Origin of the sequence: Alysiella filiformis (genome assembly GCF_014054525.1) — a bacterium.
Classification (GTDB): domain Bacteria; phylum Pseudomonadota; class Gammaproteobacteria; order Burkholderiales; family Neisseriaceae; genus Simonsiella; species Simonsiella filiformis.
In genome coordinates, this window is record NZ_CP059564.1 from 2,382,882 (window position 1) to 2,397,522 (window position 14,641).

15 protein-coding genes, 1 tRNA gene and 1 other RNA gene are annotated in these 14,641 nt (G+C 45.8%); 6 read left to right on the forward strand and 11 right to left on the reverse strand.

Annotated features, from left to right (window positions below):
* Window positions 1-132 precede the first annotated feature (132 nt).
* Window positions 133-654, reverse strand: a complete 522-nt coding sequence (locus tag H3L97_RS11550) for a cytochrome b (RefSeq protein WP_097114256.1) — start codon at window positions 652-654, stop codon at window positions 133-135.
* 128 nt (window positions 655-782) lie between these two features.
* Between H3L97_RS11550 and ffs the strand changes: the two genes are divergently transcribed.
* Window positions 783-879: signal recognition particle sRNA small type (ffs, locus tag H3L97_RS11555), an RNA gene on the forward strand.
* A gap of 92 nt (window positions 880-971) precedes the next feature.
* Complete coding sequence (locus H3L97_RS11560; protein WP_097114257.1) at window positions 972-1,193, forward strand: hypothetical protein; 222 nt, start codon at window positions 972-974, stop codon at window positions 1,191-1,193.
* 384 nt (window positions 1,194-1,577) lie between these two features.
* Here the strand turns inward: H3L97_RS11560 and H3L97_RS11565 are convergent, their stop codons facing one another.
* Both H3L97_RS11565 and uvrA read right to left on the reverse strand, forming a co-directional pair.
* On the reverse strand, window positions 1,578-2,999 hold the full coding sequence (locus tag H3L97_RS11565) for a pentapeptide repeat-containing protein (RefSeq protein WP_097114258.1): 1,422 nt from the start codon (window positions 2,997-2,999) through the stop codon (window positions 1,578-1,580).
* A 4-nt stretch (window positions 3,000-3,003) separates the two neighbouring features.
* Window positions 3,004-5,850 carry an excinuclease ABC subunit UvrA gene (gene uvrA, locus H3L97_RS11570; protein ID WP_097114259.1) on the reverse strand — a complete coding sequence of 949 codons (2,847 nt, stop codon included), beginning with the start codon at window positions 5,848-5,850 and terminating at the stop codon, window positions 3,004-3,006.
* A 202-nt stretch (window positions 5,851-6,052) separates the two neighbouring features.
* Between uvrA and H3L97_RS11575 the strand changes: the two genes are divergently transcribed.
* Window positions 6,053-6,289, forward strand: a complete 237-nt coding sequence (locus H3L97_RS11575) for a GlsB/YeaQ/YmgE family stress response membrane protein (RefSeq protein ID WP_097114260.1) — start codon at window positions 6,053-6,055, stop codon at window positions 6,287-6,289.
* 288 nt (window positions 6,290-6,577) lie between these two features.
* On the opposite strand, the gene ypfJ is transcribed toward H3L97_RS11575, so the two are convergent.
* Together ypfJ and H3L97_RS11585 are read right to left on the reverse strand one after the other, a co-directional pair.
* Window positions 6,578-7,426, reverse strand: a complete 849-nt coding sequence (ypfJ, locus tag H3L97_RS11580) for a KPN_02809 family neutral zinc metallopeptidase (RefSeq protein ID WP_097114261.1) — start codon at window positions 7,424-7,426, stop codon at window positions 6,578-6,580.
* Window positions 7,427-7,544: 118 nt separating this feature from the next.
* Window positions 7,545-7,620 (reverse strand) — tRNA-Phe (locus H3L97_RS11585).
* A 182-nt stretch (window positions 7,621-7,802) separates the two neighbouring features.
* Here H3L97_RS11585 and proB point away from each other — a divergent pair.
* Entirely contained in the window at window positions 7,803-8,927 is a 1,125-nt protein-coding gene (proB, locus tag H3L97_RS11590; protein WP_097114262.1) for a glutamate 5-kinase, read from the forward strand.
* Here proB and H3L97_RS11595 read toward each other — a convergent pair.
* A complete protein-coding gene (locus H3L97_RS11595; RefSeq protein ID WP_179655824.1) occupies window positions 8,897-9,061 on the reverse strand; it encodes a hypothetical protein in 165 nt (54 codons plus the stop codon). The genes proB and H3L97_RS11595 overlap by 31 nt on opposite strands.
* Before the next feature lie 30 nt (window positions 9,062-9,091).
* Between H3L97_RS11595 and H3L97_RS11600 the strand changes: the two genes are divergently transcribed.
* A complete protein-coding gene (locus H3L97_RS11600) occupies window positions 9,092-10,900 on the forward strand; it encodes a hypothetical protein (RefSeq protein ID WP_097114263.1) in 1,809 nt (602 codons plus the stop codon).
* Between the two features lie 322 nt (window positions 10,901-11,222).
* On the opposite strand, the gene H3L97_RS11605 is transcribed toward H3L97_RS11600, so the two are convergent.
* The 5 genes from H3L97_RS11605 to H3L97_RS11625 all read right to left on the reverse strand — a co-directional run bounded on the left by H3L97_RS11605 (window position 11,223) and on the right by H3L97_RS11625 (window position 13,508).
* Window positions 11,223-11,795 (reverse strand): hypothetical protein, encoded by a 573-nt coding sequence (locus H3L97_RS11605; RefSeq protein ID WP_097114264.1) that lies wholly within the window; start codon window positions 11,793-11,795, stop codon window positions 11,223-11,225.
* Window positions 11,796-11,919: 124 nt separating this feature from the next.
* Entirely contained in the window at window positions 11,920-12,375 is a 456-nt protein-coding gene (nusB, locus tag H3L97_RS11610; protein WP_097114265.1) for a transcription antitermination factor NusB, read from the reverse strand.
* Window positions 12,376-12,434: 59 nt separating this feature from the next.
* On the reverse strand, window positions 12,435-12,890 hold the full coding sequence (ribH, locus tag H3L97_RS11615) for a 6,7-dimethyl-8-ribityllumazine synthase (RefSeq protein WP_097114266.1): 456 nt from the start codon (window positions 12,888-12,890) through the stop codon (window positions 12,435-12,437).
* A gap of 24 nt (window positions 12,891-12,914) precedes the next feature.
* Entirely contained in the window at window positions 12,915-13,139 is a 225-nt protein-coding gene (locus H3L97_RS11620; protein WP_097114267.1) for a DUF2798 domain-containing protein, read from the reverse strand.
* Window positions 13,140-13,184: 45 nt separating this feature from the next.
* Entirely contained in the window at window positions 13,185-13,508 is a 324-nt protein-coding gene (locus H3L97_RS11625; RefSeq protein WP_097114295.1) for a DUF2185 domain-containing protein, read from the reverse strand.
* 346 nt (window positions 13,509-13,854) lie between these two features.
* On the opposite strand from H3L97_RS11625, the gene fabG reads away from it, so the two are divergent.
* Window positions 13,855-14,601, forward strand: coding sequence for a 3-oxoacyl-ACP reductase FabG (gene fabG, locus H3L97_RS11630; RefSeq protein WP_097114268.1), 747 nt, complete (start codon window positions 13,855-13,857; stop codon window positions 14,599-14,601).
* Window positions 14,602-14,641 lie beyond the last annotated feature (40 nt).

Below are 14,641 nucleotides of genomic sequence, written 5' to 3' on the forward strand. Positions count from 1 at the left end.
AAGGGCGGATTTCATATCCGCCCTTTTTTCCAATTATTGACAAAATTGAAATTATCTAAAAGAAAAAAGGGGCAGATATGAAATCTGTCCCTACAAACCAAGTCTTACAAAGGTTTCAGGCTGCCTGAAAAATCACTTGCGCGGACCTGCCATGCGATTGATGATTTTCTCGCCACGAATTTGGTGGGCAATGGCAAACAAAATGTGTCCACCAGCCAACGCAAACAACACCCAAGCCGCTTCGCCATGCAATGCGCCACCCAGTTTGTTCATCCATTCAATTTTTTCAGGGGCGGCAGGCAAAAGCGTGATACCGAAAATGCTCAAATCGCCACGCGCACTGCCATATTGACGCAGCAAACCCACCAAAGGTACCAATATCATCAAAAAATACAATGCGCCATGCCCCAATTTAACCAAAATATTGCCAGCAGTAGGGCGATTGTGGCGATTTTTGATTGCCCAAATCACGCGCACCACCACCAAAATCATCAGCAAAAACCCCATGGCTTTGTGGTAATTCATCAGGCTGAAATATTCTTCGTTCATGTTCCAAGCCACTGCGGTGCCAAGCATAAATGTGAAACACAATGCCATTAACCAATGTAAAGCGCGGCTGATTGTGCCGTAATATTGGGCGTTATCCGATTTCATGATGAGGGTTCCTTGTGAATTTTATTGATAAAAAATAATTAATTATACGCATTTGTGTGTAAAGAAAATGAGCTTAAATTGTAAAAGACTTGAAATTTTCCAACAAACCTTTATAATGCAAAGTAAGTAGCGGGTTGCCTCGCATGGCGATTTTGGGCAACGGGTCAGGGGCGGAAGTCAGCAGCCCACCTGAAAAAGCCAGTGCCGAGATTACAGCTCGCTACCCCCATTTTTAAAGCAATTTTTGCTTAAACATGATGATTTCCTTTTTTTGGTTGATATTATGAAATCCTGTTTCTTGAATTGGAAACAGGATTTTGTTTATTGGGCAGCCCGAACCGCTCCACATTCGCCAGCTTAAAGCCAGATTGGCTCGTTTGGAGGCTTTGAAAGTGTTGTTATCATTGCACCAAATGATTGCGGCTTTGGAACAAAATATTGCCGACTCGCAAAACGATGAAAGCGGCAAACAACCTGAAAAGGGCTGTTTAATGGGTATGAATGGGTCAAGTTTGGGTAGATATTGCCATTTTTATTGAAAACCCCAAAGCAGTTGCATTGCTTTGGGGTTTCACAAAGGCTTCAGGCTGAAAAATGCCATGTATGGATAACATAGCTATGCGTAGGTCGGCTCTCCGAGCCGACCTACGCTTGCTTGTTGCCCACGCGGTGTGTGTTTTGCCATCAATTTGATTTTGATATTCCACTGACCCAAAGCTCTGTTTCAGGTAGCCTAAAATCAAATATTTCACGTTAAAACATGGATTTGTGGTGCATTATCAAACCGCGTGGGCAACAAGTTGCCCACCCACTCTTGCTTTCAGGCTGCCTGAAAAACAAAATGTGGTTTAGGGATAAAATGCGTGGGTGCAAGCACCCACCCTACGCTTGCTTGTGGAGGCAAGTACCCATCCTATGCTTGCTCATTTTTTACCTAGTTGCTCAATAACCTTACCCAAAATCTCGGGGACTTTATCAGTTTCGTTTTCTTTATCGTTATTGCCAGTTTGTGAATCAGGTGGCTGCATAGAAATGAGACTATCTCTAATTTGTGTAAAAGTATCTACAACATATTTTGATGAGTCTTCGTCTGTGGATAAACTAGCTGCAACATGTTGTGAAGCTTCTAATAATCCGCTGAATACTTCTGTACGATACTTCATATTTGAAAAATATCGTATTTCACTTAACAAAGCCTTCTGATGCCTAAGTAACATTGTAGCAAGTAAGATTAATGTAATAACCGGAAATGTATAAAAGGCAATATGCCAATTATTATCTGGAAAATCTTTCGTTATCCATAAGTAAATTGGTATTACCATAAGTAAGAAAAAATTAATAATAATGACTACTTTTGCCATCATCCCAAATTCTTTTGCAGATTTACTACTATTATCTAAATGTGTTGTAATATTTGCTAACGATTCAGATAACGAGTCCTTTGCTTTGTCAATATTGTAGTGAGTATCAAATCTATGTTGTGCTCTTGCTAATTCATATTCAGTATCAGCGAGTTTTTTCTCTAATTCTTTTTTAGATTCAGGATTATCATTATTTTCTAATTTTTCTTTTAGCTCTGAAATTTCATCTTGATGTTGTTGAATATCGCGAGCATGTTCAAGTATTTTTTCTGATAAACCAATATTTTCATAAAAAGTTGCTCCTTTACTATAAGTACCTCTTAAATCTGTACTGGTTAAATTTGCATGACTAAAGTCAGCACGTCTCAAATATGAGCCACGCAAATCAGCATTACTCAAATCAGCATACTTTAAGTCAGCTCCGCGTAAATCTGCACCTTTTAAACTCGCCTTTTGTAAATTTGCATACTGGAGGTGTGAACCTGTAAAATCAGCCTGTATAAGAATAGATTCAGCAAGTACTGCTTTAGTTAAATTTGCTCTTATTAATTTTGATTTTCTTAAATCACTTCTACTTAAATTAATTCCTGTTAAATTGTAATTTTGAAAATCAAGATTCCTTAAAATGAGATTCGATAAATTAGCAGGTTTTCCTTCCTTATTTTGGCTTTCTACCCATTTTTCATGTTGTCCTAAAATATTGTCAAGGTCTTCTTGCGTTAAAGAATTATCACTATTAATATTACTAATCTCGTTATTAGCATCGTTTTGACTTGAAATTCTATTTTTAATCGTTAAATCATATTTCTCAACAGCATCTAAATTATTATTGGATTTTTCATTACCATTTAAAGAATCACCCGAATTTATACTATTATCTTTAATTTCTTGTTTTATTGATTTATTCTCATCATCTAAGTTTGTACTACCTTCAGAGTGTCCCTCCACTAGAATACTCTTTTTATCTTTAGTATCATCTTTCATGATGTTAAACCTCCAAAACTTGTTTTAAATACTTACCAGTATGACTTTCCTTGCATTTTACCACCTGTTCAGGGCTGCCTGAAACCAAAATCGTCCCGCCACCTGCACCACCTTCCAGCCCCAAATCCACAATCCAATCCGCCGTTTTAATCACATCTAAATTATGCTCAATAATCACAATGGAATTGCCTTTGCCTTTCAATCGCTGTATCACTTCCAGCAATAAGGCGATGTCGGCAAAATGCAAACCTGTGGTCGGTTCGTCCAAAATATACAAAGTGCGCCCTGTGTCGCGTTTGGACAATTCCAATGCCAATTTCACGCGCTGTGCCTCGCCACCCGATAAGGTCGTGGCGGATTGCCCCAAACGAATGTAGCCCAAACCCACGTCCATCAGCGTTTGCAATTTGCGCGACACGGTCGGCACGGCATCAAAAAATTCACGCGCCTCTTCTACGGTTAAGTCCAAGACTTCGCTGATGTTTTTGCCTTTGTAGCGCACTTCCAGCGTTTCGCGGTTGTAGCGTTTGCCGTGGCACACTTCGCATGGCACATACACGTCTGGCAAAAAGTGCATTTCCACTTTAATCACGCCATCGCCTTGACAGGCTTCGCAACGTCCGCCTTTGACATTGAATGAAAATCTGCCCACGCTGTAACCGCGTTCTCGCGCCAATGGCACGCCTGCAAACAATTCGCGTATGGGCGTGAACAAGCCTGTGTAAGTGGCTGGATTGGAACGCGGTGTGCGTCCAATGGGCGATTGGTCTACGTTGATGACTTTGTCCAAATGTTCCAAGCCATGAATTTCATCGTAGGGGGCGGGTTCTTCGTGAGCGCGGTTGAGTTCGCGTGCGGCTATTTTGGCAAGGGTGTCGTTAATCAGCGTGGATTTGCCGCTGCCTGAAACGCCTGTTACGCAAGTGATTAAACCCAAAGGCAATTCTAGGGTAACGTTTTTGAGATTGTTGCCACGCGCCCCTGTTAAAACCAGCATTTTGTCGGGATTAACGGGGGTGCGTTTTTCAGGCAGCCTGATTTGTTTTCTGCCGCTCAAATATTGTCCTGTAACCGAATGTTCGCATTGGGCGACTTTATCGGGCGTGTCGGCAATGAGTACGCGACCGCCATGTTCGCCTGCGCCCACGCCCATGTCCACGACAAAATCGGCATGGCGGATTGCGTCTTCATCGTGTTCCACCACAATCACGCTGTTGCCCAAATCGCGCAAGCGTTTCAAGGTCATCAACAATCGGTCGTTGTCGCGCTGGTGCAAGCCGATTGAAGGTTCGTCCAACACATACATCACGCCTGTTAAGCCGCTACCGATTTGGCTTGCCAAGCGTATGCGTTGCGCCTCGCCACCTGAAAGCGTTTCGGCTGAACGGCTTAAATTCAAATAATCCAAGCCCACGTTAATCAAAAAGCCCAAGCGTTCGGTGATTTCTTTAAGGATTTTGTCGGCAATTTGGGCTTTGTTGCCGTCCAGTTTCAAATTTTCAAAAAATTCAAGTGTTTGATTTAAGGGCAAGGCGGACAAATCGTGCAAGGCGGTGTCGCCCACCAAAACGTATCGTGCCTCTTTTCGCAAACGCGCACCGCCACAGCTTGGACAGGCGCGGTGGCTTTGGTATTCGCGCAATTTGTCGCGTATGGTTTCGGAGTCGGTTTCGCGGTAGCGGCGTTCCAAATTGGGCAAAATGCCTTCAAAGGCGTGGGGGCGTTCAAATGTGCCGCCTTTTTCGGATAAATACTTGAAGTTAATCACTTCTTTGCCAGAGCCGTGTAAAATGATTTTTTGGACGTTTTCAGGCAGCCTGCACCATTGTTCGTCCACGTCAAAACCATAATGGTGGGCAAGTGATTGTATCATTTGAAAATAAAATTGATTGCGTTTGTCCCAGCCCTCAATCGCGCCAGCCGCCAGCGACAATTCGGGGTGGGCAACCACGCGGTTGGGGTCAAAAAAATCGTTGCTGCCCAAGCCATCGCAACTCGGACACGCGCCCACTGGATTGTTGAACGAAAACAAGCGCGGTTCCAATTCAGGCAGGCTGTACGAACACATGGGGCAGGCAAATTGTGCGGAAAACCAATGTTCTTGATTGGTATCCATTTCTAGGGCGATGGCGCGGTCGCCGCCGTGTCGCAAGGCGGTTTCAAAACTTTCGGCAAGTCGTTGTTGCAAATCGGGTTTGACTTTAATGCGGTCAATCACGACATCAATATCGTGTTTGTGGGTTTTCGCCAATTTCGGCACTTCGTCCAGCGTGTACACTTCGCCATCAACGCGCACACGCGCGAAACCTTGCGCTTGCAAATCGGCAAACAAATCCACAAATTCGCCTTTGCGTCCGCGCACGGCTGGGGCGAGTATCATCATGCGCGTGTCTTCGGGTAATTGCAAAACAAAATCAACCATTTGTGAAACGGTTTGGCTGGCGAGCGGCAAGCCGTGTTCGGGGCAATGGGGCGTGCCGATACGCGCATACAAAAGGCGCAAATAATCATGGATTTCCGTAACCGTGCCAACGGTGGAACGCGGATTGTGGCTGGTGGATTTTTGTTCAATGGAAATGGCGGGCGACAAACCTTCAATCAAATCCACATCGGGTTTGTCCATCATCTGCAAAAATTGACGCGCGTAAGCCGACAGGCTTTCCACATAGCGGCGTTGCCCTTCGGCATAGAGCGTGTCAAACGCCAAGCTGGATTTGCCCGAACCCGAAAGCCCTGTAATCACAACCAGTTGATGACGGGGAATGTCCAAATCAATGTTTTTGAGATTGTGGGTGCGCGCACCGCGAATGCGAATGAAGTCGTTGTTTTGAATGGGGGTGTATTTGGACATGGTTCAGGCTGCCTGAAAAATTGAAAACTGGGTATTTTAACATTTTTGCTGGAAAAATTGGCTTTCAGGCAGCCTGAAACGCAAGATGACACCCACCGCATTTCTTTACCAATTTTTCATCAAAAATACCCAATTCAACAGAATGGCTCATTTTTTGTGCTATACTGTTTCGCCTGATTAACTGAAACACAAAGGAAAGACAATGATTTGGTCAATTGTGATTGGTTTGATTGTGGGTTTGTTGGCGCGTTTTCTCAAACCTGGTAAAGACGCAATGGGTTGGATTGCCACCATTTTCTTGGGCATTGCAGGTTCGTTTGGTGCAGGCGTGGTGGGACGCGGCATGGGCTGGTATGCACCCGATGAAACAGCAGGGTTTATCGCATCGGTCATCATGGCTGTGATTTTATTGACGATTTACAATAAAATGAAAAAATAATTTCAGATTAAAACGATGGCAAAAGGGCAGATGTGCATTCATCTTCCCTTTTTGTGCGTTCAGGCAGCCTGAAACCGCAAGAAAAATGGTCTCTTGCTTGGAGAAACAAGAGACCCAAAAGGAACACAAACCACTACCAAAATACACGACTGACTGCTTGGTTCAAACTTGCGTTTAAGCTGCGTTGTGTAGCTGGTAGGCGTATAGTATACAAAATCGCTCAACTTTGCAAATAAAAATTATTATCAATAGCGTAAAAATCAACAAACAAATGTTTTTAAACGAAATTTATTTGACCGCAAACGTGTTGCATTGTGCCACATCGCCTGTTTTAAAACCGCGCTCAAACCACGATTTGCGCTGTGCCGATGTGCCATGCGTATAAGTATGTGGCACGGTGTAGCCCTGTGCGCGGTGTTGCAAAGTGTCATCGCCCACCGCTTCGGCGGCATTGTAGGCTTCTTCAATGTCACCTTGTTCAAACAAGCCGTCTTTTTCAGCATAATGCCCCCACACGCCAGCATAGCAGTCTGCCTGCAATTCCAATTTAACCGACAAGGCATTGGCTTCTTTTTTGGAAACACGCTGTTGCATTTGATTGACTTTTTGAATTGTCCCCGTAATCGTTTGCACATGATGCCCCACTTCGTGCGCCAAAACGTAGGCGAATGCCGCATCGCCTTCTGCACCAAGCTGGTTTTTCATCGTGTTGTAAAACGACAAATCAATGTACACCTTTTGGTCGGCTGGGCAATAAAAAGGTCCTGCATTGGCATCGCCTGTGCCACAAGCGGTGGCGGTGCGTCCGTTATACACCGTCAAAGTGGGCGCAGGATATTTCTGATTGTGTTTTTGAAAATATGCACCCCACACTTTTTCAGTTTCGCGTAAAACGACCAAACTTAAATCTTCCAACTGTTTTTCTTGTACCGAAACTTGGCGTGGCGCAGATTGGGTCTGCTGTACCGCACCCATTTGTGGCGAGCCAACCAAACCACTCAAATCCACACCGTAATACGCACCCACCAACAACACAATAATGCCGATAATCGTGGGGCGACCACCTCCCCCACCACCGCTTGATGAACCGCGTCTGTCTTCAAAATGGGTGCTTTTTTCTCTGCCTTGCCAACGCATGATGTTTTCCTTATGTGAATGTTTTGGGGAAATGCCGTTTCAGGCTGCCTGAAACCACTTTTTCAAGCCAAAATCAATGTAAAAACAGCCCAAACGCGATGTTTGGGCTGTCTGAATGTGGTGGTCGGAGGCGGGATCGAACCGCCGACACACGGATTTTCAATCCGTTGCTCTACCGACTGAGCTATCCGACCTAGAAAGCGTGTATTAAATCAAATCGCCGCATTTTTGGCAAGAAAAATTGTGTTGTTTTGTTTTTGAATATTGTTTTCAAAATAAAAATAATTTTTCAGGCTGCCTGAAAACACTTTATTCGTTAAATTGCGTTACAATTTGCCTTTCTCATCTGTATTTACCCAAAAAGGCTGCCTGAAACATGAATACGCAAAATTTATCCCACGCCAAATTATTGGTTGTGAAAGTCGGTTCTAGCCTCGTTACCGCCGAAGGACGCGGCATAGACCAATCCGCGCTCAATAATTGGGCAAAACAAATCGCCCACATCAAACAAAATGGCGTTGATGTGATTTTGGTGTCAAGCGGAGCCATTGCCGAAGGCGTGAAACGCTTGGGCTGGGCAAAACGCCCCACCGCCATCAACGAATTGCAAGCGGCGGCGGCTGTTGGGCAAATGGGCATAGCCCAAGCCTATGAACGCGCCTTTTCGCAACACGGTTTGCACACGGCACAAATTCTGCTCACACACGAAGATTTGAGCGACCGCACACGCTATTTGAATGCGCGAAGTACACTCAAAACCCTGTTGTCGCAAAACATCGTGCCTGTGATTAACGAAAACGACACCGTTACCACCAATGAAATCAAATTGGGCGACAACGACACCTTGGGCGCATTGGTCAGCAATTTGGTGGACGCAGACGCACTCATCATTTTAACCGACCAGCGCGGCTTGTACGACAGCGACCCGCGCAAAAATCCCCAAGCCCAATTCATCAGCCAAATTGCCGCCAACCACCCCAATCTCACCCAAATGGCAGGCGGTGCAGGCACAGGAGTTGGCACAGGCGGCATGTACACCAAAGTATTGGCAGCAAAACGGGCGGCTTTGAGCGGCGCAAACACGGTGGTGGCATCGGGGCGCGAAACCGATGTGTTGCAAAGATTGAGCACAGGCGAAAGCATAGGCACACTGTTTACCAGCGAATTGAGCCGCGTGAATGCGCGTAAACAATGGCTGTTGGGACACATTCAAATTTCAGGCAGCGTAAACGTGGACGCAGGCGCAGAACAGGCTTTGTTGCACAAAAATGGCAGTTTGTTGCCCGTGGGCGTGGTGCGCGTAAACGGTCATTTTCACCGTGGCGAGTTGATTGCCGTGTTGAACGAATCGGGCGCAGAAATTGCGCGTGGTTTGGCAAATTACAGCAGCGCAGAAACGGCAAAAATCGTGCGTTGTCATGCCAACGAAATTGCCGATAAACTGGGCTATGCCTTTGAAGATGAATTGATTCATCGCGATAATTTGGCTTTGCATTGGTAAAATGCGGTTTCAGGCAGCCTGAAACAGAATTGTGCCGTCATGCTTGCCCACAACGAAAATGACGGCACATTTGATTTTGTGGCAAAAATGTAAATAAATGCACTATTGTGCAAATCTGTGTTAAAATGATTCATCTATTTATTTTTTATTTTATTTTCAATAAGATGATGAAAAATGACAACCAAGCAACCAAGCAACCAAGCAACCAAGCAACCAAGCAACCAAGCAATCAATCCATTCATGATTTGATTGACCACATTCCCTACACCCTGCGTACCCAAATCAACCAAATTGACCCGCGCATAGACGTGTTTTGGCAAGACCATTTGCTTGACTTGTTCAAAGCCATGTCGGCACAAGAGCGGCAAAACGTTGCCAAACAAATTTTGGCACCCAAACGCATTGCTTGGAATGCCGAGCAAAAAATCTTTGAATATCATCACAATCAGGCAGACAATTTGGAACAAGCCATTGCCCAAGTGCCAGCCAACGCCAAGCGCATGAAAGCGTTTGCCCTGAAATTGCCCGACCATTTGAATGCACTCAAAACCATGGACGATGTGGTTAAAATTGCCGAATTTTTGGAAAACCTGATTGGGCAAATCCACAAACAAGACGTGCAAGACAGCGTGCAATTACAACGCGCCAAACAACGCTTGCTCACCGAATTCATTTATGCCGCCGCCGACATCATCAAACAGAAAAAAGAATTTCTGATTCCCAAAACCGTGCGCGGCTTAAATTTGCCCATTATCAAAACCTTTATCAACGAAGTTTATTTGAAACATCAACTGCTTGGCTATTGGTTTAAAACCTTACGCAATCGTCAGCTTGCCGATATGCCACACGAAGTGTTGAACCAATTTTTGCGTCAAGAACAACGCATTCGCCAACTGGAAGTGGTGCGCGCGTCCAAATATTTGTTTTCCATTGCGCCGAGTTTGGAATATGCGGTCAATCCCTTTACCATTCGCCGATTTTTGTTGGAGGAACGCTTGTTTGGTGGCAGCGTGCTGCTCAATGGTGTGGCTTTGAACACGGCAATGCTGGCAAATTGCGATGACATTTACATTGCCAAATTCAAAAAACAAATTGATTTGGTCATCACCATTGAGGCGAGCGTGAGTCGTGCCATCATTGATTTTTTTGCGGAAATTGAACAATATCATGATGATGTATTGTTGCCGATGTTGTTTGAGCCATTTAAATCGGTGCAAAACATTGATGTGGCGGTGGCTGAACGCTTGAAACAATACGAAAAACTGCTCACGCAACGCATTTTGGAACCGATGACCCAAGCGGTATCCAAAATGGCGAAAAACAATGATGAGTGTGAATATTTGTATGTGGGCATGCGCCAATTATTTGGCAGCATTGTGCAATCGTTTCAGGATTTCCAAACGCTGCCTGCTGTGTTGGGCAATGAAACGGCAACCACTTTGTTTGCACAACTGGTGGCTTATGCTTCATTTTTGGAAAAACGCCGCACGGAAGTGTTTGTGCATCAAAGCGAGGTGGATTGGGCAAATCACCACAATCGCGCCCAAGAAGGCTTAAACAAGGTGCGCGATTGGGTAAACAAGCAAATTAAGCCTTATCGCGATTTGGTTAAGCAAGTGGCAGCGCAACAGGAATTGATGGAAAAACCCGTTGGTTTCATTGGTAAAATGTTGCACACCAAGGAAAAACAACAGGAAAAATTGGACGAATTGAAAAAGGAAATGCGCCAAACGGCTTGGGGGGTTCATCAAAACATTTTCCATATGCCCAAGGATTTTAAGGAGCAAATGGTGCATTTGGAATTTGATTCGCTGTTGATTACCAATGAAATGCAGCGCAATTATGCTTATCCTGCTGGCAATAATGGCATGACACGCTTGCCTGTGGTTTTGACGCTGCCTGAAAACCGCACGGAGTTTGATTTGTCGGCATTTGCCAATGAATTGCACAATCGCTTGGCGGCTGCGAATTGATTTTGTTTGCACAAAAAAAGGTTTCAGGCAGCCTGAAACCTTTGCAAAACCTACTTTTAAACTGATGTAGAGGCGGATTTCATATCGGCCTCTTTTCAATTTATGTAAAAATAGGACGAGTGTAGGGTGCAACTTGTTGCACCATTTTCCTGATAAAACATGGACTTGGTGCAACAAGTTGCACCCTACATGGTGTCCCAAAAATAAAAATTTCTGCAAGTCTAAACAGGGCAAATATGAAATCTGCCCCTACAAACCGAGTTTTGCAAAGATTTCAGGCTGCCTGAAATGTTGAAAAGCTGCCTGAAACCTTGTTATTGCATTATTTGGCGTACAAATCGGTGTATTTTTTGAAATTGACCTCAATCATTGTCCAATCAAACCAGCCTTCTGCCACAAACATCGCCAAAAATACGCTCATCAGCACCACCGACACCAACCAATGCGCCACATACACCACCGCCACTTTGCCCATGCTCTGTTGGCTAATGTGATAAAAACCAATGGCTTGCGCCCAAAATGCCCACGTTGCCCACAAAGACAATGGCAATGCCCATGTTTCAAAATAAAATACCAAAACCTGTGGCAAAACAAGGGCTTCGCCTGCCAAAGTGTAACCCAAAAAGGGGATGCGTGGGCTTTTGTGGGGACGCAAAATCTCGGCTGCCATGCGTGTGAGTACCAGCCAACGGGTTAGGCTCATCAACACGCCAAAGGCAAACGCGGCTGGGCTGTTGCCAAACAAGGGGGTCATTGCCACGGCATTGATGGCACCCACGGCAAACATCACCGCAACAAACACGGGTAAGCCGTAGTCATAAGCCTCGGCAACTTGGTAACGCATGCGCATGATGTTGAGGGCATCGCGCAATAAATCAATTAAATTGGGTTTCATAAACGCATTTCCAAAAGCTGCCTGAAATGGTTTTTCAGGCAGCTTTGATTTAACGTGAATTCGGGATAAATAACTGTCAATGCGCCAAATTTATCAATCACTTTTATCCCAAACTCGCGTTGATTTACGCTTCGGATTCGGGCTGTTTGGCTGGGCGCAACTGGGCTGCCAATTTGTCCAAAATGCCATTGATGAATTTGTGGCTGTCGGTGCCGCCAAAGGTTTTGGTTACTTCAATCGCTTCGTTGATAATCACGGCGTGTGGGGTTTCCAACATGGCGTTCAGTTCGTGCGTTGCCATGAGCAAAATGGCGCGTTCAATGGGGTTAATCATTTTTTCATCGCGGTCAAGATGCGGCACGATTTGCTGCATGTAATCGCTTTGGTTGTGGCTGGCACCCAAAAACAGGCGATTAAACAATTCTTTATCGGCATTTTTGAAATCGGTGTGTTCGCGCAGGTGGTTGGCGATGTCGCCCAATGGTGTATTTTGGTTCATCATGGATTGGTACAAAGCCTGTACCGCAAATTCACGCGCACGGCGGCGTGGGGATTTGTTGGGGCGTTTGGGTTCGGTCATTTTGGTGTTTTTCGTTTGATGGGGTTGCGGGAGGGGTTTTCAGGCTGCCTGAAAACGGCTTATTCACTTAAAGCCAAAAGCAAATTTGCCATTTCTACGGCAACAATCGCTGCATCTGTGGCTTTTTCTTGAATGCGAACGTGGGCTTGTTCATCGTTTTCGGTGGTCAAAATGGCGTTGGCGATGGGAATATTGAAATCCAAGCCCACGCGCGTGATGGCGGCACCCGATTCATTTGCCACCAATTCAAAATGGTAGGTTTCGCCACGAATCACGGCACCGAAGGCAATCAGCGCGTCATATTCTTCGCTGGCTGCCATGTTTTGCAATGCCAATGGCACTTCCAAAGCACCTGCTACGGTGGCGAGTGTGATGTTTTCGTCTGCCACGCCCAGTTCCAATAATTTTTGGTGTGCCACTTGCACCATTGCGCTGCCGATTTCGTTGGTAAAACGCGCTTGCACAATGCCGATTTTTAAGCCTGCGCCGTTTAAATTGGGGAGAATGGTATTCATGTTTTTTCCTTATGTATCATTAAATTAGGGTTTTAAGGTTTTGTTGGTCAGCCACACGGCAATGGGTCGCACCAGCAACACGCAACAAAACGCAATGGGCATGGCAATGGCATACGATTTCAGCACGCGCAACATGTAGTTGCTGCCTATGCCCGAATTGACCGCCACCAACACGCACGACATCATAAATGCCATCATCGCTGCCATGTAAAATGCGAAAACAATATTGACGTATTTTTTGTGAATCATGATTTGATTGATGTAAATAAAAAGGCTTTTCAGGCTGCCTGAAAATCAATTTTGCCCTTGCCAATCTGCCACGGCAACAAATTGCTGTTGTTCATCGTGCCATTCCCACGCGCCTTGGGTTTGCGACATGAGTGGGGCAACTTCGGGGTGGGTGTTCAGCACATCGCTCAAAGGGGCGGTGATGAAATGGTCGGGGTTGTCGGCATATTCATCGTCTTCCGCGCCCGAAAAAAACCGCCAGCCGCTATCGTGTTCAAAAGCGGGTTCTTCGCGGTACAAAAAGCCGACAAATTCGCCTTCATCGCTCACTTGGCGGCTGACAATCGCATATTGTAATGCGGCAGATAGGGCTTGGGCAAAAGCGTTCATGGTTAAATTGAATCTGAAAATAAATGGGCGAATTATACGCGCTTTTGTTTCAGGCTGCCTGAAAATGCACATTCGTGATTGGTGTTATCACACTAACTGCTATAATCGCCTTTTTCAGGCTGCCTGACAACACGCGACAAAAATGGTTGGGCTGCCTGCAATCTGTTCCCTCCCCCGTCTGGCGGGGGAGGGTTAGGGTGGGGTGGCGCATTGGCTTTCTAACCCCCACCCCAGCCCTCCCCCTTACACAGGGTGAGGGGTTAGGTGCGTGGCAACATCAAAAATTGTCGTGTATTGTCAGGCTGCCTGAAAAACACTTCCCCCATTTTGAAACAAGGACAACACCATGACAACACAAAACTTAACAGGCAAAATCGCTTTGGTAACAGGCGCGTCTCGCGGCATTGGCGCAGCGATTGCCGACACTTTGGCACAAGCAGGCGCAACCGTGATTGGCACCGCCACTTCCGAAAACGGCGCAACCGCCATTGGCGAACGTTTGGCACAATGGCATGGCGTGGGTCGCGCCCTGAACGCGGCAGACGATAACGTAATTGAAAACCTGATTGCCGACATTGAAAAAGAATTTGGCAAACTGGACATTTTGGTCAATAACGCAGGCATCACGCGCGACAATCTGCTCATGCGCATGAAAGACGATGAGTGGGACGACATCATGAATGTGAACTTAAAATCGGTTTACCGCGCCAGCAAAGCCGTGATGCGCGGCATGATGAAACAGCGTGCAGGTCGCATCATCACGATTACATCGGTGGTGGGCAGCATGGGCAATGCAGGTCAAACCAACTATGCCGCCGCCAAAGCCGCGTTGCAAGGTTTCAGCAAATCATTGGCGCGTGAAGTGGGCAGTCGCGGCATTACCGTAAACTGTGTTGCCCCTGGTTTCATTGACACCGACATGACCCGCGCCCTGCCCGAAGAAACACGCAAAACCTTTGAAAACCAAACCGCATTGGGCAAATTCGGACAAGCACAAGACATTGCCAATGCCGTGCTGTTTCTCGCCTCTGACCAAGCCAGCTACATCACAGGGCAAACTTTGCACGTGAATGGCGGTATGCTCATGCCCTAAATGCCGTATGGTTCGCCCATTTTCAGGCTGCCTGAAAATG